At 70.4% G+C, this 25,713-nt stretch carries 25 protein-coding genes and 2 tRNA genes; 16 read left to right on the top strand and 11 right to left on the bottom strand.

Annotated elements, in window-relative coordinates:
• Positions 1–73 precede the first annotated feature (73 nt).
• The 4 genes from gyrA to ASD11_RS15605 all read left to right on the top strand — a co-directional run bounded on the left by gyrA (position 74) and on the right by ASD11_RS15605 (position 4,039).
• A complete protein-coding gene (gene gyrA / locus ASD11_RS15620; protein WP_056289669.1) occupies positions 74–2,707 on the top strand; it encodes a DNA gyrase subunit A in 2,634 nt (877 codons plus the stop codon).
• Positions 2,704–3,654 (top strand): DUF3566 domain-containing protein, encoded by a 951-nt coding sequence (locus ASD11_RS18745; protein ID WP_235503375.1) that lies wholly within the window; start codon positions 2,704–2,706, stop codon positions 3,652–3,654. The genes gyrA and ASD11_RS18745 overlap by 4 nt, the downstream gene beginning before the upstream one ends.
• A gap of 72 nt (positions 3,655–3,726) precedes the next feature.
• Positions 3,727–3,801 (top strand) — tRNA-Ile (locus ASD11_RS15610).
• Positions 3,802–3,963: 162 nt separating this feature from the next.
• A tRNA-Ala gene (locus tag ASD11_RS15605) sits at positions 3,964–4,039 on the top strand.
• Between the two features lie 86 nt (positions 4,040–4,125).
• Here ASD11_RS15605 and ASD11_RS15600 read toward each other — a convergent pair.
• The gene (locus tag ASD11_RS15600) at positions 4,126–4,779 is read right to left on the bottom strand and encodes a hypothetical protein (RefSeq protein ID WP_056289666.1); all 654 of its coding nucleotides are present in this window, start codon (positions 4,777–4,779) and stop codon (positions 4,126–4,128) included.
• Positions 4,776–5,321: a hypothetical protein gene (locus tag ASD11_RS15595; protein WP_056289663.1), complete on the bottom strand. Its 546-nt coding sequence runs from the start codon at positions 5,319–5,321 to the stop codon at positions 4,776–4,778. Before ASD11_RS15595 ends, ASD11_RS15600 begins: the two co-directional genes overlap by 4 nt.
• Before the next feature lie 100 nt (positions 5,322–5,421).
• On the opposite strand from ASD11_RS15595, the gene ASD11_RS15590 reads away from it, so the two are divergent.
• The 3 genes from ASD11_RS15590 to ASD11_RS15580 all read left to right on the top strand — a co-directional run bounded on the left by ASD11_RS15590 (position 5,422) and on the right by ASD11_RS15580 (position 8,397).
• A complete protein-coding gene (locus ASD11_RS15590; RefSeq protein WP_156464842.1) occupies positions 5,422–5,886 on the top strand; it encodes a hypothetical protein in 465 nt (154 codons plus the stop codon).
• Positions 5,887–5,956: 70 nt separating this feature from the next.
• Positions 5,957–6,895 carry a hypothetical protein gene (locus ASD11_RS15585; protein WP_156464841.1) on the top strand — a complete coding sequence of 313 codons (939 nt, stop codon included), beginning with the start codon at positions 5,957–5,959 and terminating at the stop codon, positions 6,893–6,895.
• Positions 6,892–8,397 (top strand): M16 family metallopeptidase, encoded by a 1,506-nt coding sequence (locus ASD11_RS15580; protein ID WP_056289655.1) that lies wholly within the window; start codon positions 6,892–6,894, stop codon positions 8,395–8,397. The genes ASD11_RS15585 and ASD11_RS15580 overlap by 4 nt, the downstream gene beginning before the upstream one ends.
• Positions 8,398–8,409: 12 nt before the next feature.
• On the opposite strand, the gene ASD11_RS15575 is transcribed toward ASD11_RS15580, so the two are convergent.
• From ASD11_RS15575 to ASD11_RS15550, 6 genes are all read right to left on the bottom strand, one after another.
• Positions 8,410–8,796, bottom strand: a complete 387-nt coding sequence (locus ASD11_RS15575; protein ID WP_056289653.1) for a DUF1304 domain-containing protein — start codon at positions 8,794–8,796, stop codon at positions 8,410–8,412.
• A gap of 19 nt (positions 8,797–8,815) precedes the next feature.
• On the bottom strand, positions 8,816–9,910 hold the full coding sequence (nemA, locus tag ASD11_RS15570; RefSeq protein ID WP_056289650.1) for an N-ethylmaleimide reductase: 1,095 nt from the start codon (positions 9,908–9,910) through the stop codon (positions 8,816–8,818).
• A gap of 38 nt (positions 9,911–9,948) precedes the next feature.
• Entirely contained in the window at positions 9,949–10,290 is a 342-nt protein-coding gene (locus ASD11_RS15565) for a hypothetical protein (protein WP_056289647.1), read from the bottom strand.
• An 88-nt stretch (positions 10,291–10,378) separates the two neighbouring features.
• Positions 10,379–13,090, bottom strand: coding sequence for an ABC transporter ATP-binding protein/permease (locus tag ASD11_RS18740; RefSeq protein ID WP_082554497.1), 2,712 nt, complete (start codon positions 13,088–13,090; stop codon positions 10,379–10,381).
• Positions 13,090–14,178 (bottom strand): ABC transporter permease, encoded by a 1,089-nt coding sequence (locus ASD11_RS15555; protein ID WP_056289645.1) that lies wholly within the window; start codon positions 14,176–14,178, stop codon positions 13,090–13,092. The genes ASD11_RS18740 and ASD11_RS15555 overlap by 1 nt, the downstream gene beginning before the upstream one ends.
• A gap of 98 nt (positions 14,179–14,276) precedes the next feature.
• The gene (locus ASD11_RS15550; protein WP_056289640.1) at positions 14,277–15,896 is read right to left on the bottom strand and encodes an ABC transporter substrate-binding protein; all 1,620 of its coding nucleotides are present in this window, start codon (positions 15,894–15,896) and stop codon (positions 14,277–14,279) included.
• Between the two features lie 489 nt (positions 15,897–16,385).
• Here ASD11_RS15550 and ASD11_RS15545 point away from each other — a divergent pair, with 489 nt between their 5' ends.
• Genes ASD11_RS15545 through ASD11_RS15520 form a run of 6 tightly spaced genes read left to right on the top strand, consistent with a single transcriptional unit; the run spans position 16,386 to position 21,825 of the window.
• A complete protein-coding gene (locus ASD11_RS15545) occupies positions 16,386–17,999 on the top strand; it encodes a GAF domain-containing sensor histidine kinase (protein WP_162246507.1) in 1,614 nt (537 codons plus the stop codon).
• Positions 17,999–18,649: a response regulator gene (locus ASD11_RS15540; protein ID WP_056289636.1), complete on the top strand. Its 651-nt coding sequence runs from the start codon at positions 17,999–18,001 to the stop codon at positions 18,647–18,649. The genes ASD11_RS15545 and ASD11_RS15540 overlap by 1 nt, the downstream gene beginning before the upstream one ends.
• Before the next feature lie 60 nt (positions 18,650–18,709).
• A complete protein-coding gene (gene glyA / locus ASD11_RS15535; RefSeq protein ID WP_056289634.1) occupies positions 18,710–19,984 on the top strand; it encodes a serine hydroxymethyltransferase in 1,275 nt (424 codons plus the stop codon).
• Positions 19,985–19,988: 4 nt separating this feature from the next.
• Entirely contained in the window at positions 19,989–20,750 is a 762-nt protein-coding gene (locus tag ASD11_RS15530) for an SURF1 family protein (protein ID WP_056289632.1), read from the top strand.
• Complete coding sequence (locus tag ASD11_RS15525) at positions 20,747–21,475, top strand: ankyrin repeat domain-containing protein (RefSeq protein WP_056289629.1); 729 nt, start codon at positions 20,747–20,749, stop codon at positions 21,473–21,475. The genes ASD11_RS15530 and ASD11_RS15525 overlap by 4 nt, the downstream gene beginning before the upstream one ends.
• Before the next feature lie 23 nt (positions 21,476–21,498).
• Complete coding sequence (locus ASD11_RS15520) at positions 21,499–21,825, top strand: DUF3817 domain-containing protein (protein ID WP_056289626.1); 327 nt, start codon at positions 21,499–21,501, stop codon at positions 21,823–21,825.
• A gap of 114 nt (positions 21,826–21,939) precedes the next feature.
• On the opposite strand, the gene ASD11_RS15515 is transcribed toward ASD11_RS15520, so the two are convergent.
• Together ASD11_RS15515 and ASD11_RS18855 are read right to left on the bottom strand one after the other, a co-directional pair.
• Positions 21,940–22,713, bottom strand: a complete 774-nt coding sequence (locus ASD11_RS15515) for an enoyl-CoA hydratase/isomerase family protein (protein WP_056289623.1) — start codon at positions 22,711–22,713, stop codon at positions 21,940–21,942.
• Positions 22,710–22,832, bottom strand: coding sequence for a hypothetical protein (locus ASD11_RS18855; RefSeq protein ID WP_268750720.1), 123 nt, complete (start codon positions 22,830–22,832; stop codon positions 22,710–22,712). The genes ASD11_RS15515 and ASD11_RS18855 overlap by 4 nt, the downstream gene beginning before the upstream one ends.
• 124 nt (positions 22,833–22,956) lie before the next feature.
• Between ASD11_RS18855 and ASD11_RS15510 the strand changes: the two genes are divergently transcribed.
• Together ASD11_RS15510 and ASD11_RS15505 are read left to right on the top strand one after the other, a co-directional pair.
• Positions 22,957–23,478 (top strand): peptidylprolyl isomerase, encoded by a 522-nt coding sequence (locus tag ASD11_RS15510; protein ID WP_327019533.1) that lies wholly within the window; start codon positions 22,957–22,959, stop codon positions 23,476–23,478.
• Between the two features lie 106 nt (positions 23,479–23,584).
• The gene (locus ASD11_RS15505; RefSeq protein WP_056289616.1) at positions 23,585–24,328 is read left to right on the top strand and encodes a rhomboid family intramembrane serine protease; all 744 of its coding nucleotides are present in this window, start codon (positions 23,585–23,587) and stop codon (positions 24,326–24,328) included.
• Positions 24,329–24,389: 61 nt separating this feature from the next.
• Here ASD11_RS15505 and ASD11_RS17905 read toward each other — a convergent pair whose 3' ends face one another.
• On the bottom strand, positions 24,390–24,872 hold the full coding sequence (locus ASD11_RS17905) for a cell division protein CrgA (RefSeq protein WP_082554494.1): 483 nt from the start codon (positions 24,870–24,872) through the stop codon (positions 24,390–24,392).
• Between the two features lie 100 nt (positions 24,873–24,972).
• On the opposite strand from ASD11_RS17905, the gene ASD11_RS15495 reads away from it, so the two are divergent.
• On the top strand, positions 24,973–25,710 hold the full coding sequence (locus tag ASD11_RS15495) for a DUF881 domain-containing protein (protein WP_056289613.1): 738 nt from the start codon (positions 24,973–24,975) through the stop codon (positions 25,708–25,710).
• Positions 25,711–25,713 lie beyond the last annotated feature (3 nt).

Raw genomic sequence — 25,713 nt, 5'->3', positions numbered from 1 at the left:
TCGTCTGACCCACGCTCACGTTCCCTGAGCCTGTCGAAGGGCTTCGACCGGCTCAGCCAGCAAAGGACTTCCCATGACAGAGACACCTCCCGAGCACGACCGCATCGAGCACGTCGAGCTGCAGGTCGAGATGCAGCGCTCGTACATCGACTACGCCATGAGCGTCATCGTGTCGCGTGCCCTGCCCGACGTCCGCGACGGCCTCAAGCCCGTCCACCGCCGCGTCCTGTACGCCATGTACGACGGCGGCTACCGCCCCGACCGCGGCTTCAGCAAGTGCAGCCGCATCGTCGGCGACGTCATGGGTCAGTACCACCCGCACGGCGACACGGCCATCTACGACACCCTCGTGCGCCTGGCCCAGCCATGGGTCATGCGCGCCCCGATGATCCAGGGGCAGGGCAACTTCGGGTCGCCGGGCAACGACGGCGCCGCGGCCATGCGGTACACCGAGTGCAAGCTCGCGCCCATCGCCATGGAGATGGTGCGCGACATCGAGAAGAACACCGTCGACTTCCGCCCCAACTACGACGGCCGCTCCCAGGAGCCCACGGTCCTGCCGTCGCGCTTCCCCAACCTCCTGGTCAACGGCTCCGCCGGCATCGCGGTGGGCATGGCCACCAACATCCCGCCGCACAACCTGCGCGAGGTGGCCGAGGGCGCCCAGTGGGCGCTCGCCAACCCCGAGGCCGGCAAGGCCGAGCTGCTCGAGGCGCTCATGGAGCGCATCAAGGGCCCCGACTTCCCCACCAACGGGCTGATCGTCGGCACGCAGGGCATCGAGAACATGTACCGCACGGGCCGCGGCTCCATCCAGATGCGCGGCATCGTCGACTTCGAGGAGGACGCCAAGGGCGGCATGTCCCTCGTCATCAAGGAGCTGCCGTACCAGGTCAACCCCGACAACCTGGCCGAGAAGATCGCCGACCTCGCGCTCTCCGGACGCATCCAGGGCATCGCCGACGTCAATGACGAGTCGTCCTCGCGCGTGGGTCGTCGTCTCGTGGTGAAGCTGCGCCGCGACGCCGTCGCGCGCGTCGTGCTCAACAACCTCTACAAGCTCACCGAGCTGCAGTCCAACTTCAGTGCCAACATGCTGGCCATCGTCGACGACGTGCCGCGCACGCTCACGCTCGACGGATTCATCACCAACTGGGTGACGCACCAGATCGAGGTCATCCAGCGGCGCACGCAGTTCCTCCTCGACCAGGCCGAGGCTCGCGCCCACATCTTCCGCGGACTGGTCAAGGCCCTCGACGCGCTCGACGACGTCATCGCCCTCATCCGCCGCAGCCCCACCACGGAGGAGGCGCGCGACGGCCTCATGAACCTCCTGCAGATCGACGAGCTCCAGGCCACGGCCATCCTCGACATGCAGCTGCGTCGTCTGGCCGCCCTCGAGCGCCAGAAGATCATCGACCAGCTCGCCGAGCTCGAGCTCGAGATCGCCGACTACAAGGACATCCTGGCCCGGCCCGAGCGCCAGCGTCAGATCGTCTCCGACGAGCTCCAGGAGATCTCCGACAAGTTCGGCGACGACCGTCGCTCGCCCATCGTCCCGGCCGACGGCGACCTCTCCATGGAGGACCTCATCCCCGACGAGGAGGTCGTGGTCACCATCACCAAGGGCGGCTACGCCAAGCGCACGCGCACCGACCTGTACCGCGTGCAGAACCGCGGCGGGAAGGGAGTGCGCGGGGCCCAGCTGCGCGACGGCGACTTCGTCGAGCACCTCTTCCCCACCACGAGCCACCACTGGATCCTGTTCTTCACCACGGCCGGCCGGGTCTACCGCACCAAGGCGTACCAGCTGCCCGAGGCCGGGCGCGACGCCAAGGGCGGACACGTGGCCGGGCTGCTCTCGTTCCAGCCCGACGAGGAGATCGCCCAGGTCCTGGCCATCCGCGACTACGAGCAGGCGCCGTACCTCGTGCTGGCCACCCGCAAGGGTCTGGTCAAGAAGACCCGCCTGGCCGACTACAACAGCCCGCGGCAGGCCGGCGTCATCGCCATCAACTTCCGCGACGAGGACGACGCCCTCATCGGTGCCGACCTGGTCGGTCCCGACGACGACCTCCTGCTCATCAGCCGCAAGGCGCAGGCCATCCGCTTCCGGGCCGACGACGACCAGCTCCGTCCCATGGGGCGGGCCACCTCCGGCGTCACGGGCATGAAGTTCCGCGACGACGACGCCCTCCTCTCCATGACGGTCATCCGCCGCGAGCACGCCGACGTCGACTGGAGCGACATCCCCGACGAGGACAAGCTCTACGTCTTCACCGTGACCGACGGAGGCTTCGCCAAGAAGACCCCCATCGGCGACTACCGCCTCCAGGGTCGCGGTGGACTGGGCATCAAGGCCATGCAGATCACCGAGGCCCGCGGCGAGCTCGTCGGCGGACTCGTCCTCAAGGACACCGACGACGTCATCTCCGTCACGAGCAAGGGACAGGTCACCCGCAGTGTCGTCGAGGGCGTGCGTGCCACCGGGCGTGGCACGATGGGGGTGAGCTTCGTGAAGTTCAAGGGCAACGACCACGTCGTCACGATCGCGCGCAACACCGAGGTCGTCGTCGCCGAGGAGCTGGCGGACGAGGCCGGCGAGACGGCCGACACGGCGATCCCTGAGGCCAGCACCACCGAAGAGACCAGCAGCGACGACGTCACCACGGATGACGGCACCACCGACGAGGGGCAGAGCGAGTGACCGACAACAAGGACAGCGGCAGCCGGAAGCCGGCGCGCTCCACCGCCCGACAGGGCGAGTCATCGGTCCGGATCCCGCGCCTCCAGGGTGGCGGGAACGAGAAGGCCGGACGCCCCGGCGCCAAGGACGAGGACCCCACGGCCGAGACGCCGGTGGAGAGCACGGCGGAGGTCGTCGAGGTCGAGGAGACCGAGGTGGAGCGCGAGGAGAAGTCCACGCCCACTCCGCCGGCCAAGGGTCGCCCCACGGCGGCCAAGAGCGCGGGCCGCAAGCCCGCGGCCACCGGCGCCGCCGCCAAGAAGTCCCCCGCGTCGCCGGGTCGCACCTCCGGTCCGCAGAAGGTCTCCGCACGCGACGAGCCCACCAAGCCGGGCGGCGCCGCCCGTTCCGGCAACGCCATGACGGCAGCCGACTACGCCCGCACCACGCGTGAGTCCGCCGACAGCACGTCGGTCATCCCGGCCATCCGCGACGAGGACCCGAGCGACAGTGGTCCCAGGAGCCGGAACAAGAAGCCCGCTGCGCGGGTCGAGCCGGCCACCACGCCCGCGGCCGCCGCGTCGGCCGCCCCGGCGCCGGGCAGCGGTCGCCGCGCCGAGCTGCGGCTCGTGCACGTCGAGCCGTGGTCGGTCACCAAGCTCGCCTTCGTCGTCTCGGTCGCCCTCATGATCGTGTCCGTGGTCGCCGTCGCCATCTTCTGGGTCGTCCTCGACCTCACCGGTGTGTGGGACCAGCTCAACGGCAGCATCACCAACGTCCTGAGCGACAACAGCGACTCCTTCGACGTCACGTCGGTCCTCGGGCTGCCGCGTCTCGTGGGTCTCACGCTCGTCCTGTCGGCCATCAACGTCGTCGTCATGACGGCGCTGGCCACCATCGGCGCGCACCTGTACAACCTCGCCGCCCAGCTCCTGGGCGGCATCCACCTGACGTTCAGCGACGACTGAGCAGGCGCCAGGAGACCCACCACCCCGATTCGCCGAGCAGACAGACCGTGAGGTAAGTTTGCTCGTTGTTACGGGCCTATAGCTCAGCTCGGTTAGAGCGCTTCCCTGATAAGGAAGAGGTCGATGGTTCAAGTCCATCTAGGCCCACTCCCCGTCCGTCCCAGGAGGTTCTGATGAAGAAGCTCCTGGCCCTCGGACTCGCCGCCGCCGGAGTCGTGTGGGCGGTGGCCCGGGGCCGCGACGAGAAGGCCGATCCGTGGGCCTCCTCCACCGATCGTCTCTGACGAGCGGGACGCACAGCACCACCACGGGGCCTTGGCGCAATTGGTAGCGCACCTGCTTTGCAAGCAGGGGGTTAGGGGTTCGAGTCCCCTAGGCTCCACCACCGTGGCTCCAGCCAGGACCACAAGAGCCTCACCCGTTGCCGGGTGAGGCTCTCGTCGTCTCGGTCGCTTCTCGCGATCGGTGGGATCAGTCCTGCTTGCGCTCCTGCTTCTTGGCCTCGGTGAGGTCGTCGAGCACCTCGGCCTCGGCGCGGGCCTCGGTGGCCGACTCCTTGGAGGCGCGGGCGTCGGCCAGCTTGGCGCTGGCCTCGTCACGGGCGTCCTTCTTCTTGGCCTCGGCCGCAGCGGCGACGCGCTTCTTGCGCTGGTCCACGGTCTTGGCCTGCTGGGCGGCCTTCTTGTCGGCCGCGGCCTTCTCGTTCGCCGAGGTCTTGGCAGCGTCGGCGGCAGCCTTCTTCTTGCCGTCGGACTCGGCCTTCTTGGCCTGCTTCACGGCCGAGGCGGCTCGATCAGCAGCCGCCTGACGCTTCTGGGCGGCTTCCTCGCGTCCGGCCTCAGCCGCGGCAGCGGCCTCCTCGCGGAGGACCTCGGCGCGGTCGTCCAGCTTCTCGGCGCGGACGACCGTGGAGGACTTCTCCATACGCTTCGCGCCGCGGGCCGCGATCTTCTCGTTGTGGAGCAGGCCTCCGGCGACCTGGTCGGCCGAGCCGATGACCCGGTCGAGCGTGGTGCGCGGGAAGGACGTCTGCGACAGTCCCCGGGACAGGCCCGCGTCGATCACGGCGAGGGGAAGTCGGGCCGCCTCGTACGGGGCGGCGATGAGGGTGCTGATGATGGTCATCCGTTGCTCCTGGTCTGGTCGCGCAGGCGCGCTGCCTGCTGCTCGGCCGCGTCGGCCTCGCGCGTGAGTCGTGCCTGGTCCTCGGCCGCCTGCTGCTCGGTGGAGGAGGCGTCGGCTGCGAGGGCCTGGGCGTCGGCGAGACCGGAGTCGGCCACCGCGTCGGCCTGCTGCTCGGCGGCCCGACGCTCGACGGCCTCCTGCGCCGCGGCGTCGCGGTCGGCATCCGCGTGCTCCTCGGCGCGCTCACGGTCGACGGCGCGCAGGGCGGTGTCCGCCTTGTCGTCGGCCTCCTGCTTCTCGGCGGCGGCCTCGTGGTTGGTGTCGCGCAGCTCGGAGGCTGCTTCCTGGCGCTTGGCGTCGGCGACAGCGTCCTCAGCGACCGCGTCGCGGCGGGTCTGCGCCTCGGCCTGCTGGAGCTGTCCCTCCTCCGCGAGAGCGTCGCTGCCCGTCACGGCGCCAGCGACCTCCTTGGCCTTGCCCACGACGTTGTCGATGAGTCCCCGGCGGGCTTCTCCTGCTGTGTCTTGCGTGTCGTCGGTCATGACTCACACGTGCCCCTCCTGCGACGATCCACTCTCCCCAGGCCGTGTGACGTCGACCGCGCGGAGGACCGAGGTCGCGCACTACGGTTGAATGAATCCCATGTCGAGCCGATTGATCGCCGTCCGAGCAAGCCTCTTGGTCGTGCTCGTGGCGTTCCTGGCGGCCGGCTGCTCGTCCGAGAAGGACGACCCGAAGCCCTCGGACCCTCTCCCGATGCTCGAGGAGTCGGTGACCGATGGAGGCTCCGAGAGCCTGGGAACGGTCTTCGAGAGGAAGGGCACGGGACCGACGACCCTCACGATCGATCTGCCTGCCGACGTGACGTTCGTCAGGATGGGCGGGACCTGCAGCCCGGCCCAGGTGAGCGATGACCCGGCCGAGCTCCCCTTCGCCATCGAGTGGGGCGGTTCGGAGTTCGCCACCGACTGTGACCCCAAGAGTCCTGGGGCAACCGCCACGACGTCGGCCGCGAGGATCGGTTCCGACCCCACCTTCAAGGTCAAGATCGCCGAGGGAGTCGCCTGGCGGGTCGCCGGCATCAGCGTATCGGACCCGGACGACTGAGCCAGGTCTCGTCCCGTCGGGACGTCTCGTTGTCCCGCCGCGCGGCCCCGCTCGAACATAGGATCGTTGCGTGAGAGGTGGGGGAGAATCGCCGGTCGAGTTCGCCGAGCCGGTCCATGCCTACGCCGCCAGCCATCGAGCGCTTCGTGCTGCCGTGGCCGGCGACTGGGACGGGCTCGTCGAGCAGCTGAGCTCCATGACGGCGGCCGACCGGGGCGCGACGATGCGGCACCTCGCCTGGGCCGACCAGAAGATCACGACCCCGCCACGCGAGTACACCACCGGTGCCGGACGGATGATCGCTGTGCTCCAGGCGCACGTGCTCGTCGTGCAGGCGTGGCGCTCCCGTGGCCTCGGCCACGCCGAGTCGGTCTCCGAGGACCAGTGGAGGCGGTTCCGCGAGCTGCTGTGCCTGGCCGAGATCATCCTCATCGACGTCGTCGCACACGACCGCACCTGCGTCGACGCGTGGGACCTCCGGATCAGGACGGCGCGAGGGCTCGGGCTGGGCCTGTCGGAGAGCCGGCGTCGCTACGAGCAGGTCGGGTCGTCCGAGCCCCATCACCTGCCGGCTCAGCTCGACCTGCTGCAGGAGCTGTGCCCCAAGTGGCACGGCACGTGGGAGGCGGCGTTCGAGCTCGCGCGCGAGGCAAGTCGCACGGCGCCGCCCGGGGCGCTCCAGCCGTCCCTGCTCGTGGCCGCGCACCTCGAGGCCTGGGTCGACGACGGAGCCGACTACCTGCGCCAGCAGAGCGTCATCGACGAAGTGGACTGGGCGGCGCAGCGCTCCGTGCTGCACCCCGACGCCCCCCGCGGCCCGGGCTGGCTCGAGGCGCACAGCATGTTCGCGCAGTTCTACAGCCTGGCGCAGCGGCCCGCGCAGGCCCTCACCCACTTCGAGGTCCTCGGCGACGCGCCGGTGGAGGCGCTCTGGAGCTACTTCGACGAGCCCGCTCGGCAGTACGCGATCTGGCGTAACACCGCGCGGGCCGGAGGTGGACGACGATGAGCGAGTGGCACGAGGTGGGAGGGCTTCGCATCCTCCACGTCGAGCGTGACGGGGCCACGACGGCCAACCTGATGTTCCGCGTCGGCCAGGCGGACGAGCTGATCGGCCAGCGCGGGATCACGCACCTCCTGGAGCACCTCGTGCTGTTCCCGCTCGGGCTGCGGGACCACCACTCGAACGGGCAGACCGGGTCCACCGTCACCAACTTCCACGCCACGGGCACACCCGACGAGGTCGTGACGTTCCTCCAGGACGTCGCGGCGTCCGTCCGCGACCTGCCGGGTCACCGGCTCGCATCGGAGAAGTCGATCCTGCGGACCGAGGCGGCGCAGCGCTCGCCCTGGATGTTCCGCGAGCTGTCCCAGCTGAGGTACGGGCCGCGGGGCGAGGGGGTGGCGTCGTACGCGGAGCTGGGGCTCGATCAGCTGACGTTGCCGCAGGTCGAGTGGTGGCGCGACCACTTCCTCACGGCGGACAACGCCGTCCTGACGGTGGTTGGCCCCGCGCTGCCCGAGGGACTGCAGCTGGACCTCCCACGCGGTGAGGCCCGCCCGATCGAGGTGGTCGAGCCGCTCCTGAGACGTGGGCGCCACTTCTTCGCGTCCGGCACGGGCGGCGTGCTCTTCCGGGCCTTCGTGGAGCGGTCCACCGCGGCCACGGTGCTCGTCGAGCTCGTCAGCCGGGAGATGTACCAGGTGCTGCGCCTGGACGCCGGCTACTCGTACACCGCTGGGTGCGGGTACGAGCCCTGCGACACCACCACCGCAGCGATCGCTGGGTACGCCGACGCCCTGGAGGAGCAGGCCGGCGCGATGATGGGCCGACTCGTCGACCTGCTCGCCGAGCTGCGCTGGGGCAGGATCGAGGACTCGGCCGTCGAGGAGATCGTGAGGCGCAGACTGACCGCGTTCGAGCAGCCGGAGTTCGAGGTGACGCTGGCCGGGGCCGAGGCGTTCGACCGGCTCATCGGCGCTACCGTCCTGACGACGCAGCAGTACCGCGCGAACCTCGAGGCCATCACCCCCGACGACGTCCGGAGTCTTGCCGCGCAGGTGCTCGACGACCTGCTGGTCCAGGTGCCGGCCGGGACGGCCATCGACTGGGCGGGATACGCCGAGGTGCCCGCCTTCTCGGAGCACCGGGTCAAGGCCGACTGGATCGCTGCTTCCAAGGACGACCCGAGCGCCCTGCACGTGGCGAGCACCGGTCTCTCGTGGGTCGGCCAGCACGGAGAGCAGATCACGGTCGAGTACGGGCAGTGCGCCGCCTGTCTCGCCTGGCCCGACGGCCGGCGCACCCTGCTCGGCCGGGACGGGTTCACCCTGTCGGTGGAGCCCACGCTCGTGGAGCACGGCTCCGAGGTGGTCAAGGCGATCGACGCCGCCGTGCCGCCGCAGCTCGTCGTGCGGATGGCGCCGCGCAGCCCCGACGCCGTGCCGCAGCCCGAGCCGCAGCAGGCGCCACCGCCCGAGCGCAAGGGCTGGAGGCGGCGTCGGGGCTGACGCCTGTCAGGCTCAGACGAGCGCGGCGACGAGCAGGGCGAGGAGCGCGAGCGCCGGCAGGGTCAGCTGGGTGAGGGCCGCGCGGGCCTTGGCCGGGCTCGACTGGAGCAGCACCAGACCGGCGGCGACCATCGAGCCGGTCCCCGCCACCACGAGCGCCACGCCGGCGTCGTCGCGGTCGCCCGCCACGAGCGCGATGCCGACGACGGTCACCACGGCGAGGAAAAGGTTGTAGAAGCCCTGGTTGTAGGCCAGCTCCTTCGTGGCCTCGGCCTCGGCCTGAGAGGTGCCGAACGTCGCCCGTCCGCGCGGCGCGGTCCAGGCGAACGACTCGAGCCAGAAGATGTAGACGTGCAGGAGGGCGGCGAGGCCGGCGAGCACGAGTGCAGCGATGATCACCCGCTCACCCTCCCACGCCTCAGGACGCCAGGGCGGGGTAGTCGACGTAGCCCTCGGCGCCGCCACCGTAGAAGGTGGACACGTCGGGCTCGTTGAGGTCGGCGCCCTGCTCCAGGCGCTCGGCGAGGTCGGGGTTGGCGATGTAGGCCCGTCCGAAGGCGGCCGCGTCGATCAGTCCGGCGTCCAGCAGTCGCTGGGCCTTGTCCGGCGTGTAGGCGCCGGCACCGATGATCGTCCCGGCGAACGCCTCGCGCAGGCGGGTGCGGAACGCGTCGTCGAGCGCCGGGCCGCCGGCCCAGTCGGGCTCGGACAGGTGGAGGAAGGCGAGGTCGCGACGCCCCAGCTCGCCGGCCACGAACAGACCGTCCTCGCCGCCCTCCAGGTCGGTGAGCCCGTTGAACGAGCCGATGGGCGAGATGCGGATGCCCACCCGGTCGGCCGACCACGCGCCCACCACGGCGTCGACGGCCTCGAGCATGAGGCGGGCCCGGTTCTCGACCGGTCCGCCGTACTCGTCGTCGCGCACGTTGGACTGCGTGCTCAGGAACTGGTGGAGGAGGTAGCCGTGGGCGCCGTGGATCTCCACGAGGTCGAACCCGGCCTCCCGGGCGTTCTCCGTGGCGCGGCGGTAGTCGTCGAGCGTCCGCGCGATGTCGGCTGCGGTCGCGGCGCGCGGGGTGGGGCAGCTGACCCGCTGCGGTCCGCCGTCCGGACCCTTGATGGTGGTGCGGTTGCGGTACTCGATCGCCGAGGCCGACAGCGGCATGACGCCGCCGTGGAAGGAGTCGTGCGAGACCCGTCCGACGTGCCACAGCTGCGCGGCGATGGTCCCTCCGGCCTCGTGGACCGCGTCCGTGATGCGACGCCACCCCTCCACCTGCTCGGGCGAGTGGATGCCCGGCGTGTCCATGTACCCCTTGCCCTCGGTGGAGACCTGGGTGCCCTCGGAGACGATGAGCCCGGCGCCGGCCCGCTGCACGTAGTAGTCGCGCATGAGGTCGTTCGGCACGTCGCCCGGGGGCGTCGCGCGCATGCGTGTGAGGGGCGCCATGAGCACCCGGTTGGGCAGCGTCACGGCGCCGACGGTCAGGGGGTCGAAGAGAGTCGTGGTCACGTCAGGTGTCCAACGCGCCCGACGGGCGCCCTGTTCCCTCAGGCGGGCGGATCACCGAGCAGCGAGCCCGGGGCTGCGTGCGCACCGGGGGCAGCCGGTGCGACGGGCGACTCGTCGTCGGTGTCGTCGCCCTTGACCTTCTCGACGACTTTCTCCACGACCGTGCTGCCGGCCGAGGCCGCCGCACTGGCTGCGGCCGAGCCGGCAGCCGTGGCCGCGTGCTTGGCCTGCGTGGTGGCGGTGTCGACGCCCGACTGGACGGTGGGGCTCTCCCAGACCTTGGTGGACTGGGTCTTGATCTGCTCGTACCGCTCGCGGCCGGCCCGCGCGCCCAGCACGTAGCCCGCCGCCGCTGCGGCCAGGATCGTCAGCTTGCTCACGTCGCGCTCCTTCGATCGGTGGATCCATCGATCCTCGCAAACGTGGCCGTCCCCCGCACCCCGACCGCTCCGGCGGCCGGCGGCGGGGTCAGTCGACGTCGGTGAGGAGCGCACCGCGCTCGGCACGGCGCCGACGCTGCTCGGCGGGGTCGGGCACGGGCACGGCCGCGATGAGCCGTCGCGTGTACTCCTCCTGCGGTGCACCGAGGACCTGGCCGCGCGGACCCTGCTCGACGAGCTTGCCGTTCTGCATCACGGCCACACGGTTGGCGAGCGAGTCGACCACCGCGAGGTCGTGGCTGATGAAGAGGCACGCGAACTGCAGCCGCTCCTGGAGCTCGGTGAAGAGCTCGAGGACGCGGGCCTGCACCGAGACGTCGAGAGCCGAGGTGGGCTCGTCGGCGATCAACAGGTCCGGGTCGAGCGACAGGGCGCGGGCCAGGCTGATGCGCTGGCGCTGCCCGCCGGACAGCTCGTGCGGGAAACGGGCCACGTAGTCGCCCGGCAGCTCGACGTCCTCGAGCAGCCGGCGCACCGTGGCGGCGACGTCGGCGTCGGAGAGGTCGGTCTGCGTGCGCAGGGGCTCGGCGATGCAGTCGCCGATGCTCATGCGCGGGTTGAGCGAGGCCGCCGGGTCCTGGAACACGAAGCCGAACCGGGCCCGCAGCGGCCGCAGGGCCTTGTCGCTCAGGCCGGAGACCTGCGTGCCCGAGACCGAGATGGTCCCGCTCGTGGGCTGCTGCAGCCCCACGGTGGCGCGTCCGATCGTCGACTTGCCGGAGCCGGACTCGCCCACGAGTCCCAGCACCTCGCCGCGCCGGATCTGCAGCGAGACGTCGTCGACCGCGCGGAAGGCCGGTCGGCCGAGGCCGCCGGGGAACTCCACGACGAGGTGGTCGACGTCGAGCACGACGTCGCCGGACTCGTCGAGCAGGCCGGGGCCGTCCTCCTGGCCGAGGTGCGGCACGGCGTCGAGGAGCGCCCGGGTGTACGGGTGGGCCGGCGCGGAGAAGAGCTGGTCGACCGGCGCCTGCTCCACGATCTCGCCGCGGTACATCACCACGACGCGGTCGGCCATGTCGGCGACGACTCCCATGTTGTGGGTGATGAGGATGATCGCGGTGCCGAGCCGGTCGCGCAGGCTGAGCAGCAGCTCGAGGATGGCGGCCTGCACCGTCACGTCGAGCGCCGTGGTGGGCTCGTCGGCGATGATCACGTCGGGGTCGCACGAGATGGCCATCGCGATGACCACGCGCTGCTTCTGGCCTCCGGACAGCTGGTGCGGGTAGTAGTCGACGCGCTGCTCGGGGTCGGGCAGGCCCACGAGCTCGAGCAGCTCGACCGCCCGGGCGCGGGCGTCCTTCTTGCTCATCTCGCGGTGGGCCTGGAGCCCCTCGATGATCTGCCAGCCGACGGTCCGCACCGGGTTGAGGGCGGTGCCCGGCTCCTGGAAGACCATCGAGACCTCGTCGCCACGGATGGGCCGCAGGTCGGCGGCCCGCATCCCGATGAGCTCGCGGTCGGCGTCGCCCTCGGTCCGCAGGATCGCTGAGCCGTCGACGGAGGCCGTCTCGGGCAGCAGGCCCAGGACGGCGCGCGAGCTCACGGACTTGCCGGAGCCCGACTCCCCGACCACGGCCACGACCTCGCCGGGCTGGACGTCGAAGCCGATGCCCCGCACGGCACGCACGGGTGCGCCGTCGGTCTGGAAGGACACGGTGAGGCCGCTCAGCGACAGGACCGCCAACCGTTCTCCGTCTCCGCTGCTGGAGTCGGCCGCGGCTGCCGCTGCTGCCGTGGACGTCGCGGCGGTCGAGGCCGGGTCGGTCTCGACGAGCTCAGCGACCTCCTCGGCGTCGTGACCGCTGTCGCCGCCCCGGGCGCGCAGGAGCGGGTTGAGGATGTCGTTGAGGCTCTCACCCACGAGGGTCACGCCCAGGACGATCAGCACGATGGCGGTGCCCGGGAAGACACCGGTCCACCAGATGCCGGAGGACGCGTCGGGCAGCGCCTTGTTGAGGTCGTAGCCCCACTCGGCCGCGGCCGACGGCTCGATGCCGAAGCCGAGGAAGCCGAGGCCGGCCAGCGTGAGGATGGCCTCGGACGCGTTGAGCGTGCCGATGATGGGCAGGGACTGCGACACGTTGGAGAACACGTGCCGGCGCAGGATCCGGGGCGTGCGAACGCCCACGACGCGGGCCGCGTCGACGTAGGGCTCGGCCTTCACCGAGAGCGTCGCGTTGCGGATGACCCGGAAGTACTGGGGCACGAAGACCACGGTGATGGAGACGGCCGCTGAGACGATGCCGCTCAGGGCGCCGCTCTGTCCGCCGGACAGCACGATCGAGACGACGATGGCGAGCAGCAGCGACGGGAAGGCGTAGAGCGCGTCCATGACGAGCACGAGGCCACGGTCGAGCCAGCCACCGAGGTAGCCCGACAGCAGGCCGAGGGGGACGCCCACGAGGCTGGAGAGCACGACCGCGAGGACGATGACCTCCACGGCGGTGCGGGTGCCGAAGATGACGCGGGACAGCACGTCGGTGCCGCTCACGGTGGTGCCGAGCCAGTGCGAGGCCGAGGGAGCCTGCTGCGTGCCGAACGCGACGCCGTCGGCCCGCACGTCGTTGAAGTCGTAGGGGGCAATCCAGGGCGCGAAGATCGCGACCACCAGGAAGACGGCCACGATGGCGAAGCCGAGGAGCAGCATGAACCGCTGCAGCCCGTGCGACTGACGCACGATGCCGGGCACGAACCTCGAGACGGCCAGGGACCGGCGGGCGGTGGAGTCGGTGCTCATCAGAACCTCACTCGGGGGTCGACGAGGGCCACGATGACGTCGATGACGAAGCTCGCCAGCCCGACGATGAGCGCGATGAGGGTGACGATGCCCTGGACGGCGAGGAAGTCGCGCCGCACGAGGTAGTCGGCCAGCTCGTAGCCGATCCCCTTCCACTCGAAGGTGGTCTCGGTGAGCACGGCGCCGGCGAGCAGCATGGCGATCTGCATGCCCATGACGGTGACCACAGGGACGAGCGCGTTGCGGAACGCGTGCTTGCGCACGACCCGCCCCTCGCTCACGCCCCTGGCACGGGCGGCGGTCACGTAGTCCGAGCGCAGGGTCTGCAGCAGGTTGACGCGGACGAGTCGCAGGAAGACGCCTCCGGTCAGCAGGCCGAGGGCGATGGCAGGGAGCATCGCGTGCTGAAGGACGTCGAGGACGAGGGCCGGATCGCCCCAGAGGATGGCGTCGACGAGCATGATGTGGGTCTGCGGGTGCACGTTCTGGAGCGTGAGCTCCGTCGACGTGCTGGCCTGGCCCGACGAGGGCCAGCCGAGCGGCGTGAAGGCCAACTTGAGCAGCAGACCGACGAAGAAGACGGGTGCTGCGTAGACGAGGATCGCGAAGAGCCGGAGCACGACGTCGGGCAGCTTGTCGCGATGCCGCGCGGCCACGCGGCCGAGCGGCACGCCGATCGCGAAGGCCACGATGAGCGCGTAGACCGAGAGCTCCAGCGTGGCCGCCCCGTTCTCCACCAGGATCTGCGAGACGGGCCGGTTGTCGGTGAGGGTGGTGCCGAAGTCGCCCTTGAAGATGCCGCCGATGTACTCGAGGTACTGCGCGAGCAGCGGGCGGTCGAGCCCGGCCGCAGCCTTGCGCTCGGCGATCTGCTCGGCGTTGAGCCGTCCGCCGAGGGCGGCCTGGATGGGGTCGCCGATGACGCGCATCAGCACGAACACGAGGGTCACGAGGACCCACATCATCGGGACGATGAGCGCGAGCCGGACGAGGAGGTACCGCGCGAGCGGGCTCAGCGGCCCCCGGCGCCCGGAGGAAGGTGCGGGGGACGGTGGGTCGAGCGGCGCGAGGACCTCGGCGCTGGCCATGGGACTCCGATCAGGTGGCAGGGGGTGGAGACCGCCGAAGGGGCGGGTCCCAGGGATCCCTGGGACCCGCCCCTGAGCGGATCAATGAGGTGCCGTGGTCACTTCGAGAGGGAGGTGAACCGGAACTTGAACGAGGCGTCGAGCGTGTCCTGCACGCCCTTCACGTCGTCCGTGGCGATGGCGACCGACGCGCCGGTGAGCAGCGGCAGGTACGGCACGACCTCGGCCAGACGGTCCTGGATCTTGCCCAGGGTCGCCTCGCGGGAGGCCTTGTCGGCGTCCGTGCGCTCGGAGTCGAGCAGCTTGCTCATCGTCGGGTCGGCGTAGTCGCTCCCCTCCTCGTTGTAGTGCGAGTTGGTGAAGTTGCCGGCCTTGTCCTTGCTGTACGGGCTCAGGAACGGCGACAGGTAGTTGTCGGCGTCCGGGAAGTCCGGGAACCAGCCCAGCTGGAAGACCGGGTAGGCGTCGGCCGGGTACTCCTCGGAGTACGTGACCCACTCGGTGGACTGCAGGTCGACCGTGAAGAGCCCGGTGTCCTCGAGCTGACGCTTGACGGCGCCGTACTCCTGGTCGGAGCTGGACCCGTAGTGGTCGGGGTTGTACTGCAGCTTGACCGAGACCGGCGTGGACACGCCTGCCTCGTCGAGGATGGACTTGGCCTTCGCCTTGTCGGGCGTCTCGCCGTAGGCGTCCTTGAACGCCTCGGTGGCTCCGGCCTGGCCCTCCGGGACCATCGAGTACGCCGGCGTGTAGGTGTCCTTGTAGACCTGGGTGGCCAGGTCCTGACGGTCGACCGAGCTGGCGACGGCCTGGCGGATGGCCTGCTTCTGCTCGGGCGAGTCGCCGGGCATCGTCTTGAGGTTGAAGGTGATGTAGCGGAGCTCGCCGCCGTCACCGGTGTAGACCTTCACGCCCGACGTCTTCTTGAGGTCGGCGATGTCGGTGGGCGTCAACGAGCGGTAGGCGACGTCGATGTCCTTGTTCTTGATGTCGAGCTTGAGGTTCTCCGCCTTGGCGTAGTACTTCATCGTGACGGTCTTGAGCTTCGGCGTGCCGTAGGTGCCGTCGTAGTCGGGGTTGGCCTTGAACTCGGCCAGCTGGTTCTTGTCGTAGGAGCTGATCGTGTACGGGCCGGAGAAGCCGTTGGCCTTGACCGCCTCGTCGTCGGACAGGACCTTGTCGGCGGGGTACTTCTCCTCGTCGACGATGGGGCCGGCCGACGTGACCAGGATCTGCGGGAACGTCTGGTCGTTGGGCGCGTTGAGCGTGAACTCCACCGTGGTGTCGTCGACGGCCTTGACCGACTTCATGCCGCCGAGGAGCGAGGCGGGTCCGTTGGGGTCGTTGATCTTGACGATGCGGTTGTAGGAGAACGCGACGTCGGAGGCCGTGAGCGCGTCGCCGTTGGCGAACTTCAGGCCCGGCTTGAGCGTGCACGTGTAGATGGTGGGCTTGGTGAAGTCGCACTTCTCGGCCGCGTCGGGCGTGAGCTCGGTGGAGCCGGCCGGGAAGTTGAGCAGGTACTGGTACACCTGCGTCTGGACGTTGAGCGACCCGTTGTCGTACGACCCGGCGGGGTCGATGGAGACGACCTTGTCGGTGGTGCCGACGATGAGGCCGTCGCCGCTGTCGCTCTTGCCTGCACCACAGGCCGCGAGGACCAGGGCCGACAGTGCGGTGGCCGCGACGATCGCGACGCCGCGCTGGATGTGCAACATGTGCGCTCCTTCTGTGCGTGTCCGCATGCCGGACATGACTCCACGGCACGCTACCGCTGCGAATCGCGTGCTCGGAAGACGTTGAATGTTGCGATGCGGTGACGCTGGAACCGACACACCCGCGGAATGCGTGGTCCTGAGGACCCGCATGAAGCAGCGCAGCCCCCGGGCTCGGGACCCGGGGGCTGTGCTGGACGAGCGACCGTCGCCACTCATCTCGTGATCACCGGTCTGGGCGACACCGCTGGGAGGTCGGTGCCGCTGAAGGAGGTGCAGCACTCGTTCGGGGAGAATCAGTGCTGCGAGGCGGGAGAAGCCCCATGTTCCGACAGACCAGGTGTTCTCGCCCAGTCTGTCGCGGGATCCGTCGTCGCCCAAGGGACGAAGGACCCAGATCACCCGGGATTTTTCCCAGGACCCCCACGATGCGTCGTCTCGCGGCCTATCGTGAAGGCCTGGAGAGGGAGCTCTGGAGTGTTTGACGACGGCATGTTGACATCGGAACGACTGCGCGGCCTGCTGGCCGCGGTGGTCGCTCTGTCCAGCGACCTCACGCTCGACGGCGTGCTGCAACGCATCGTCGACTCGGCCAGCGAGCTCGTGGGCGCACGCTACGGCTTCCTCGGCGTGCTCGACGGCCGGTCGGAGCGCCGGCTCGGCACGTTCGCGGTCCACGGTCTCGACGACGCCCACCAGGAGATGATCGGTCGCCTCCCCCAGGGCGAGGGCCTCCTTGGCCTCGTGATCGACCATCCGGAGCCGCTGCGGATCGCCCATCTCGACGACCATCCGTCACGAGCCGGCTTCCCGCGACTCCACCCAGACATGACGTCGTTCCTCGGGGTGCCCATCAGGGTGCACGACCGCGTCTTCGGCAACCTCTACCTCACCGAGAAGGACGACGGCGAGGGGTTCACGTCCGAGGACGAGGAGATCGCCGTCGCGCTCGCCTCGGCTGCCGGCGTCGTCATCGAGAATGCCCGCCTGTGGGAGCAGGGCGAGTACCAGCGCCGCTGGTTGTTGTCAGCGGCCGAGATCACCACCGCTCTCCTGCAGCCCATCACCCGGGCCGACGCCGTCCAGCTGGTCGTCGACCGGGCCCGCACCGCCTCGGCCGCCGACGTCGTCGTGCTCGTGATGCCCGACGAGGACGGTCGGCTCGTCGCCCGGGGCCTGAGCGGACTGCCCGCCGAGCTCGTCGGCCAGAGCATCGGCCTCACCACCCTGGTCGCAGACGCCCTCGGCTCGGACTCCGGCGTCGTCGTCCCCGACGTCGGCCTCGACGCCCTCTACGCACTCGAGACGGTGCCGGACTGGCCCGCGCTCAGCTCGCTCCAGGCGGTGCCGCTCCCCGGGCTCGACGGCGACGGCGTGCTGCTGCTCGGCTGGGGCGTCGCCACGACTGCTCCTGCGTGGTCGCTCGACCTCGAGCTGCCCAGCAGCTTCGCGCAGCACGCCTCGCTCGTCATGCAGGTGGTCCGGGCGCAGGAGGACCGTGCGCGTCTCGCGGTCTTCGAGGACCGCGACCGCATCGGCCGCGACCTGCACGACCTGGTGATCCAGCGGATCTTCGCCATCGGGCTCGCGCTCGACCACACGTCGCGCATGGCCGAGGCCGAGACCGTGCGCACCAGGCTGAGCGCCGCCGTCGACGACCTCGACCAGACCATCAAGGACGTGCGCCGCACGATCTTCGACCTGAACACGCCGCTCAACCCCGCCGACCTGCGTTCCGACATCGAGAGCATCGTCGGCGACGCGCAGCGGCTCCTGTCCTTCCGGCCCGTTCTCGACGTCCGCGGCCCCGTGAGCACCGAGGTCCCCGGCATCGTGGCCGAGAACCTGCTGCTGGTGCTGCACGAGACGTTGTCCAACATCGTGCGTCACGCCGAGGCCACCCAGGTCTCCATCGAGGTGGACTGCACGGGCGACGACGTGCTCCTCGTGGTCAGCGACGACGGCCTGGGGCTGCAGGGATCCACCCTGGGCTCGGGACTGCGCAACATGCGCCACCGCGCGGCCAACCTGGGAGGCACGTGCCGCTTCGAGCCTGGGCCGGGTCGCGGACTGCAAGTACGCTGGCAAGTACCGAAGGAGATGTGATGAGCGACGACCCCCGAACGGTGCGGATCTTCCTGCTCGACGACCACGAGGTCGTCCGGCGGGGCATCCGCGACCTGCTCGAGTCCGAGGACGACCTGGAGGTCGTCGGCGAGGCGTCGCTCGCTGCCGAGGCCATCGAGCGGATCCCTCCGCTCAAGCCCGACGTCGCCGTCCTCGACGCCCGGCTTCCCGACGGCTCGGGCATCGAGGTGTGCCGTGAGGTGCGGGCCATCGACCCCAGCATCGCCGTCGTCATCCTCACGTCGTACGACGACGACGAAGCACTGTTCTCGGCCATCATGGCCGGCGCGGCGGGCTACGCGCTCAAGCAGATCCGGGGCAACGACCTCGTCGACGCCGTGCGCCGCGTGGCCGGCGGCCAGTCCCTCCTCGACCCCGCGGTCACCCAGCGGGTGCTCGAGCGCATCCGTACCCAGACCGACTCCGGTCCGCTGTCCGCGCTCACCACGCAGGAGCGCAAGGTCCTGCAGCTCATCGGCAAGGGACTCACCAACCGTGAGATCGCCGGCGAGATGTTCCTCGCGGAGAAGACCGTGAAGAACTACGTCTCGCAGCTGCTGGCCAAGCTCGGCATGCAGCGCCGCACGCAGATCGCCGTGCTCGCGGCCCAGCAGAGCCACCTGGACTGACGCCGGATTCCCCGGCGTCCCGGCGCCTACGCCCGTGGAACCAGCGACTACCCTGGGTCCATGGACCACAACGCCTCGCTGGCCGCCTTCGACCCCGAGATCGCTCGTCTCCTCGACGCCGAGCTGCTGCGGCAGCAGACGACGCTCGAGATGATCGCGTCGGAGAACTTCGCGCCGGTCGCGGCGCTGGAGGCGCAGGGCAGCGTCCTCACCAACAAGTACGCCGAGGGCTACCCCGGCAAGCGCTACTACGGCGGCTGCGAGGTCGTCGACCAGGTCGAGCAGATCGCCATCGACCGCCTCAAGCAGCTCTTCGACGCCGAGTACGCCAACGTCCAGCCGCACTCGGGCGCGTCGGCCAACGCCGCCGTGCTGCACGCCATCGCCCGGGCCGGTGACACCATCCTCGGCCTCGACCTCGCCAACGGTGGTCACCTGACGCATGGCATGAAGCTCAACTTCTCCGGCCGTCTGTATGACGTCGCGCAGTACCACGTCGACGACGAGGGCCTCGTCGACATGGACGAGGTGCGCTCCCTCGCGCTGGAGCACTCGCCCAAGGTCATCATCGCCGGCTGGTCGGCGTACCCGCGCCAGCTCGACTTCGCCGCGTTCCGTGCCATCGCCGACGAGGTCGGCGCCACGCTCTGGGTCGACATGGCGCACTTCGCCGGCCTCGTGGCAGCGGGCCTGCACCCCAGCCCCCTCCCCCACGCGCACGTCGTGTCCACCACCACGCACAAGACCCTCGGCGGCCCCCGCGGCGGCGTGATCCTGTCCAACGATCCCGAGATGGTCAAGAAGCTGCAGTCCGCGGTGTTCCCCGGCCAGCAGGGCGGGCCGCTGGAGCACGTCATCGCGGCCAAGGCCGTGGCGTTCAAGATGGCGCTCGAGCCGGAGTTCAAGGAGCGGCAGCAGCGCACCATCGAGGGTGCCCAGATCCTGGCCGAGCGGCTCCTGGCCGACGACGCACGCGCTGCGGGTGTCCAGGTGCTGAGCGGCGGCACCGACGTCCACCTGGTCCTCGTCGACCTCCGGGAGTCCGAGCTCGACGGCCAGCAGGCCGAGGACCGGCTCCACGAGGTCGGGATCACGGTCAACCGCAACGCGGTCCCCAACGACCCCCGTCCGCCCATGGTCACGTCGGGCCTGCGGATCGGCACGCCGGCCCTCGCCACCCGCGGCTTCGGCGCGGAGGAGTTCACCGAGGTCGCCGACGTCATCGCCGAGGCGCTCAAGCCCGGCGACGTCGACGTCGTGGGCCTGCGCAAGCGCGTCACGGTGCTGGCGGAGCGCTTCCCGCTGTACCCCGACCTCACCCCCTTCACGGCCTGACCCGGTGAGCCACCACCGCCCGCTCCGCGACTGGTTCAGCGGTCCCCTGCTGGGACTGCACGCCCTCGCGGTCGTGGCGGTGGCGCTCTGCGTGGCTGGTGGCCTGTGGCAGATGGGCGTCTACGAGGGTCGCCAGGACGACGAGCGGTCGTCGGCCGCGGCCTCCCTCGCCCAGGCGCAGCCCCTGGGCGACCAGTGGAAGGCGGGCGAGGCCTTCCCCACCGAGCTCCAGCAACGATCCGTCGTGCTGCAGGGGCGGTTCGGGCCGGCCACCGAGCAGCTCTGGGTTCAGGGCGCCGAGACCACCGGCGGCCAGGCCTGGCTCGTCGCGCCCTTCCTCGTCGCCGGCACCGACGACGCCCTCCTCGTGGTGCGCGGCAGCGCTGCCGTGCCGGGCCCCGTGCCCGACGTGCCCACGGGGGAGCAGTCCGTCACCGTCGTCCTCCAGCCCGGTCAGGGCGGCGGCTCGGCGCTCGACGCGCGTCGGACCACCACGGCCGTGAGCATCCCGGTGCTGCTCAACGAGCTGCCGCACCGGCTCTTCTCGGGCTACGGGCTGGCCACCACCGACACCGGTGCCGACCTGGCCCTGGTCTCCGCCCCCGACCCCGACGTCTCGTGGACCGCCGGCCTGAAGAACCTTGCGTATGCCCTGCAGTGGTGGGTGTTCGGCCTGTTCGCCGCCTTCATGTGGTGGCGCATGTGCTCGGAGAGCATCGAGGCGCGCCGGGCCCTGCGCGACGCCCGGCCGCTCCCGGTGGCGTGAGACGCCTCGCTGCCGTCGGTCTCGGCCTCGCCCTGGTGGCCGGGTGCTCGGGGCAGGACCGTCCGGCAGCCGACCCGTCGCCCACCTCCTCGACGGCTCCCCCATCCGCCTCGCCGTCCGCGTCGATGTCCCGCGCTGCCGCCACCGCCCTGCTCTGGCGCGGCGTGGCCCGGGACCGGCCGGAGGTGGTGCGTCGCGCCGTGGAGGCCGGGGCCGAGCTGGAGGCGCGCGGACGGGGCGGAGCCACCCCGCTCGTCGCGGCCACCAAGGAGAACCGCGTCGAGGTGGCGCGGGTGCTGCTCGAGGCCGGAGCCGACCCCGACGCCAAGGACGACCTCGAGGACTCGGCCTTCCTCTACGCAGGCGCCGAGGGACTCGAGGAGATCCTGGCGCTGACCATCGCCCGAGGTGCGGACCCACGCAGCCTGAACCGGTACGGCGGCACGGCCCTCATCCCGGCGAGCGAGCACGCCCATGTGGAGGCGGTGCGGATGCTGCTGGAGACCGAGGTCCCGGTGGACCACGTGAACGAGCTCGGCTGGACCGCACTGCACGAGGCCGTGGTTCTGGGCAACGGCGACGCCGACCACGTGCGGGTCGTGCGGATGCTGATCGGAGCCGGCGCCGACCACACCATCCGCGGCCGGGACGGACGGACCCCGCGGCAGCAGGCGGTCGCGCTCGGCTTCACGGACGTCGTGCGCGCCATCGACGACAGCGTGTAGTAGCCGACCGGTAGCCTGGGCTGGTGAACAAGCTCGCTGTGGCGTACCGCGTCCTCGCCTGGGTCGTCGGCCTCAACCTGATCCTCGTCATGACCGGCTTCATCGGTCAGAAGACCACCGACGAGCTGTCGTGGTTCAACCAGCACGACGGCCTCATCAGCGGGATCGACGTCGCCCACGGCTGGCTGTTCATGGTGCTCATCGTGCTGATCATCGCGCTGGCACGTCGGCACCGATGGACGCCGGCCTTCACCATCACCACCGTCGTCCTGGCCACCATCCCGCTCGTGAGCTTCTGGGCCGAGCACCGCGCCACCGCCGCCATCAAGGCCGACACGCCCGTCGCCTGACCTCGGGTTTACCACGGGGTCAGGGGAACCTTGACGCCCCACGGCCGGCCGGCCGTGAGGCGTCGTGGCTTGCCGTGGTGGGTCAGGTTTGCCCAGACCCCGTGGTAAACCGGGTCAGCGGCCGGAGAACGTGGCCTTGCCGGGACCGTTGGTCAGGAACGACTCCATGCCGCCCTGCAGGTCGTCGGTCCGGAACAGGGCCGCCGCGATGGCGGTCGTGTGCTCGACGGCCTCCGGCACGCCGCCGGACTCGTAGTGCCGCAGGATCTGCTTGGCGGCGCCGAACGCCTTGGTGGGTCCGACCGCCACGTGCTTCACGATCTCCAGCACCGCGTCGTCGAAGCCCTCGACGGGCAGGACCCGGTTGACGATGTTCCAGCGCTCGAAGGTGGCGGCGTCGAAGAGGTCGCCCGTGAAGACGATCTCCTTCGCGCGGCCGACACCGGCCCGCTCGGCCAGCCGCTGCGTCCCGCCCATCGTGGGGGTGAGCCCGATGACCCGCTCCACGAGGCCGAACTTGGCCCTCTCGGACGCGACGACGATGTCGCACGCCAACGCGACCTCGAGCGCCCACGTGAGCGTGAGGGCGTGCGCGGCGAAGAAGGTGGGGACGTCCAGCGCGGCGATCCGTTCCGGCAGCTCGAGCATCCGGTCGTAGAGGACCTTGGTGTCGGCCTCGGTCTTCTGAGCGTGGAACTGGGCGACGTCGACACCGCCGGAGACGAGCTTGCCCTCCGCGCGGATCAGGACTGCACGCGGCAGGTCGGCCTCGACCTCGTCGAGCGCCGCGTCGAACGCCTGGTGCAGCTCCAGGGAGTACAGGTTGACCGGTGGGACGTCGAACGTGACGACGGCGATCCCCTCGGTCCGGGTCACGGTGACGCTCATGCGCCTGCTCCGTCCGGGTCGTAGGTGCCGCCCTCGTCGGAGGTGGCCTTGCGGACGGCTGCGGCGACGCCAAGGGCGAGCGCCAGCAGCACGAGGAGACGGAGCGGGTGTTCGCGCATGGCCCCACGGTAGCGACGAAGGTCGCACTCCGGGGCCCGGCCCGTCGCCGAGCCCCCCATCCACCGACATGTCAGGATGGAGGAGCCCCACCGCTGCACCGCACGCATCACGAGAGGACCACCAGTGGCCCCCCTGAACGCCACCCTGAAGACGACGCACGGCGACATCGTGCTCCGTCTCTTCCCCGACCACGCCCCGCAGACCGTCGAGAACTTCGTCGGCCTCGCCGAGGGCACCAAGGAGTGGGTCGATCCGGCCACGGGTCAGGTCGCCACCAAGCCCTTGTACGACGGGGTGGTCTTCCACCGCGTCATCTCCAACTTCATGCTCCAGGGCGGCGACCCGGCCGGCAACGGCACCGGCGGCCCGGGCTTCGAGTTCGGCGACGAGTTCCACCCCGACCTCACGTTCGACAAGCCCTACATCCTGGCCATGGCCAACCGCGGCCCCGGCACCAACGGCTCGCAGTTCTTCATCACGGTCACGCCCACCGACTGGCTCAACCGCAAGCACACCATCTTCGGCGAGGTCGCCGACGACGAGAGCCGTGCCGTGGTCGACGCCATCGCCGCCACGCCCACCGACGGCTTCGACCGTCCGCTGGAGCCCGTCGTGATCGAGAAGGTCACGATCTCCCGCGACTGACGTGACTGACCCGGGCGGCGCCGAGCCGCAGCGCTGTTATCGGCACCCTGACCGCGATGCCTACATCAGGTGTCAGCGGTGCGAGCGACTCATCTGCCCGGAGTGCATGCGCGACGCGTCGGTGGGCTTCCAGTGCCCGTCGTGCATCGCCGAAGGGGCCAAGACCGTCCGGGTCCCTCGCACGCGCGCCGGCGCGGTGGCCGGCGTCCCCACGGGCGCCGTCACCACGGCGCTCATCGTGGTCAACGTCGTGGCGTACCTCCTGGTCGACGGGCTGAGGCTCACCGACGTCAAGCGTGAGGGCGTGCTCACCGCGGGTGGCATCTACCAGCACGAGTACTGGCGCCTGCTCACGTCGGCGTTCCTGCACTACGGACCGCTCCACCTGCTGCTCAACATGCTGGCGCTGTACCTGTTCGGCACCTACGTCGAGCAGGTGCTCGGCACGTGGCGCTACCTCGCCACGTACCTCCTCACGGCCGTCACCGCGAGCGCGGTCGTGTACCTGCTGGCCCCCGTCGGGGTGCAGACCGCCGGCGCCTCGGGCGCCATCTCCGGTCTTTTCGCCATCGCGTTCCTGCTCGCGCTCCGTGCCGGGCAGGACGTGAGGAGCTTCCTCGTCCTCATCGTCATCAACGTGGTGCTGAGCGCCCGCGACGGCGTGAGCTGGGAGGCTCACCTGGGCGGCTTCGTCGCCGGCGCGATCCTGGGAGCGGCGTTCGCCTACGCCCCCCGCACCCAGCGGGCGCTGTGGCAGGGCGCCGCGTTCGGCGCGCTCGTCCTGGGCAGCCTGGCGATGATCGCCTGGCGCACCCAGGACATCTCGCAGACCTACATCTTCGCCGGCTGAATGACACCGTTGTCATTCTCCACATGGTTTTCCACCGTGTGGATAACTACACGGGTGTGATTCACTCCCACTTCGTGGCGAAGCCGAACGCCGCGATGATGAAGCCCATGCCGATGACGACGTTCCAGTTGCCCAGGTCGGTGTAGACCGGGATGTTCACGTCGGTGCCGCTCGTGACGTAGAAGACGACGATCCACAGCAGGCCGAAGACCGCGGAGGCGATCATGGCGGGAGCGGCCCAGCGGTTGCCGAGGGCCTGGCCCGGAGGGGGCTCGGGACGGGTTCGGTCGGCCACGGTGAACGCGACGAACGCCAGGACGGCCGCGATGGCGTAGTTCCAGCGGCCGAGGTCGAACAGCCCGGGGATCTCACCCACGTTGGGGAAGTTCTTGTCGGTCGTGGCGAAGACCGTGCCGACCACCCAGACGATGGCGAGCAGCAGCGCGCCGAGGGCGAGGGGGTGCTTCCAGCCACCGAACCGGCCGGGGACCTTCACCTTCGCCGGCGTCTTGCCGCCGCTCTTCTTGGAGTCGTTCTTCGCCACGATGGCCTCTCAGGTCTGCACGGGTGGGAATCTGGTCGGACCGCATCTCTCACCGGTCCTCCGCTAGCGTAGTCGCCGGGATCACAGCGAGGAGGGGCGCATGGGCACGACCGGCACGCACGTGCGTCCGCGCTGGCCCGTGGCGGTCTTCGCCGCGTCGGTCGTGGCAGGCCTCGTCTTCGCGGCCGCCCACCTCACTGCTGACGGCTCCGACCTGCGTCCCGCCGGTGGCGACGTCGGTTCGCTCGTCGCCGAGCGGGCACGTCGCGTCGAGCTGCAGCGGGTCGACGCGCGCGGGCTGCAGGGCTCGATCGACGCGCTGTCGCGCGACGCCGCCTCGGGCACCGTGCTGAAGAAGCTCCTGGCGACGGTGTCGGGCCTGGAGGACGTCGCCGGTCTCACCACGGTGAAGGGCGCCGGCGTCGTGGTGACGCTCGACGACGCACCCCGCACGGTGGAGGTGCCCGACGGTGACGACCCCAACGTGCTGGTCGTCCACCAGCAGGACATCCAGGCGTTCGTCAATGCCTTGTGGGCCGGCGGGGCGCGGGCCATCACGATCCACGGGCAGCGGCTCGTGAGCACCACCGGGATCAAGTGCGTGGGCAGCACGGTCGTGCTCGACGGCGTGCCGTACTCACCGCCCTACGACATCGCCGCCGTGGGGGACCCGCTCGAGCTCCAGGCCGCGCTCAACACCTCGTCCGAGGTGAGCACGTTCCGCGACTACGTCGACCGGTACCAGCTGGGGCTGGACCTGGAGGTCAAGGACTCCATCACGGCCAAGCCGTACGCCGGCTCGGTCGGCCTGCGGCACGCCGTCGCCGTCACGCCCTGAGGC

The sequence above is a fragment of the Aeromicrobium sp. Root495 genome (assembly GCF_001426755.1).
Taxonomy (GTDB): Bacteria; Actinomycetota; Actinomycetes; order Propionibacteriales; family Nocardioidaceae; genus Aeromicrobium.
This window is presented reverse-complemented; position numbering and strand designations above follow the sequence as displayed.

Excerpts from the sequence above, each read along its gene's own strand:
- gyrA (WP_056289669.1), top strand. The coding sequence starts at position 74 with ATGACAGAGACACCTCCCGAGCACGACCGCATCGAGCACGTCGAGCTG.
- ASD11_RS15600 (WP_056289666.1), bottom strand. The coding sequence starts at position 4,779 with ATGACCATCATCAGCACCCTCATCGCCGCCCCGTACGAGGCGGCCCGA.
- ASD11_RS15595 (WP_056289663.1), bottom strand. The coding sequence starts at position 5,321 with ATGACCGACGACACGCAAGACACAGCAGGAGAAGCCCGCCGGGGACTC.
- ASD11_RS15590 (WP_156464842.1), top strand. The coding sequence starts at position 5,422 with ATGTCGAGCCGATTGATCGCCGTCCGAGCAAGCCTCTTGGTCGTGCTC.
- ASD11_RS15580 (WP_056289655.1), top strand. The coding sequence starts at position 6,892 with ATGAGCGAGTGGCACGAGGTGGGAGGGCTTCGCATCCTCCACGTCGAG.
- ASD11_RS18740 (WP_082554497.1), bottom strand. The coding sequence starts at position 13,090 with ATGAGCACCGACTCCACCGCCCGCCGGTCCCTGGCCGTCTCGAGGTTC.
- ASD11_RS15555 (WP_056289645.1), bottom strand. The coding sequence starts at position 14,178 with ATGGCCAGCGCCGAGGTCCTCGCGCCGCTCGACCCACCGTCCCCCGCA.
- ASD11_RS15550 (WP_056289640.1), bottom strand. The coding sequence starts at position 15,896 with ATGTTGCACATCCAGCGCGGCGTCGCGATCGTCGCGGCCACCGCACTG.
- ASD11_RS15545 (WP_162246507.1), top strand. The coding sequence starts at position 16,386 with ATGTTGACATCGGAACGACTGCGCGGCCTGCTGGCCGCGGTGGTCGCT.
- ASD11_RS15540 (WP_056289636.1), top strand. The coding sequence starts at position 17,999 with ATGAGCGACGACCCCCGAACGGTGCGGATCTTCCTGCTCGACGACCAC.
- glyA (WP_056289634.1), top strand. The coding sequence starts at position 18,710 with ATGGACCACAACGCCTCGCTGGCCGCCTTCGACCCCGAGATCGCTCGT.
- ASD11_RS15515 (WP_056289623.1), bottom strand. The coding sequence starts at position 22,713 with ATGAGCGTCACCGTGACCCGGACCGAGGGGATCGCCGTCGTCACGTTC.
- ASD11_RS18855 (WP_268750720.1), bottom strand. The coding sequence starts at position 22,832 with ATGCGCGAACACCCGCTCCGTCTCCTCGTGCTGCTGGCGCTCGCCCTT.
- ASD11_RS15505 (WP_056289616.1), top strand. The coding sequence starts at position 23,585 with ATGCGCGACGCGTCGGTGGGCTTCCAGTGCCCGTCGTGCATCGCCGAA.
- ASD11_RS15495 (WP_056289613.1), top strand. The coding sequence starts at position 24,973 with ATGGGCACGACCGGCACGCACGTGCGTCCGCGCTGGCCCGTGGCGGTC.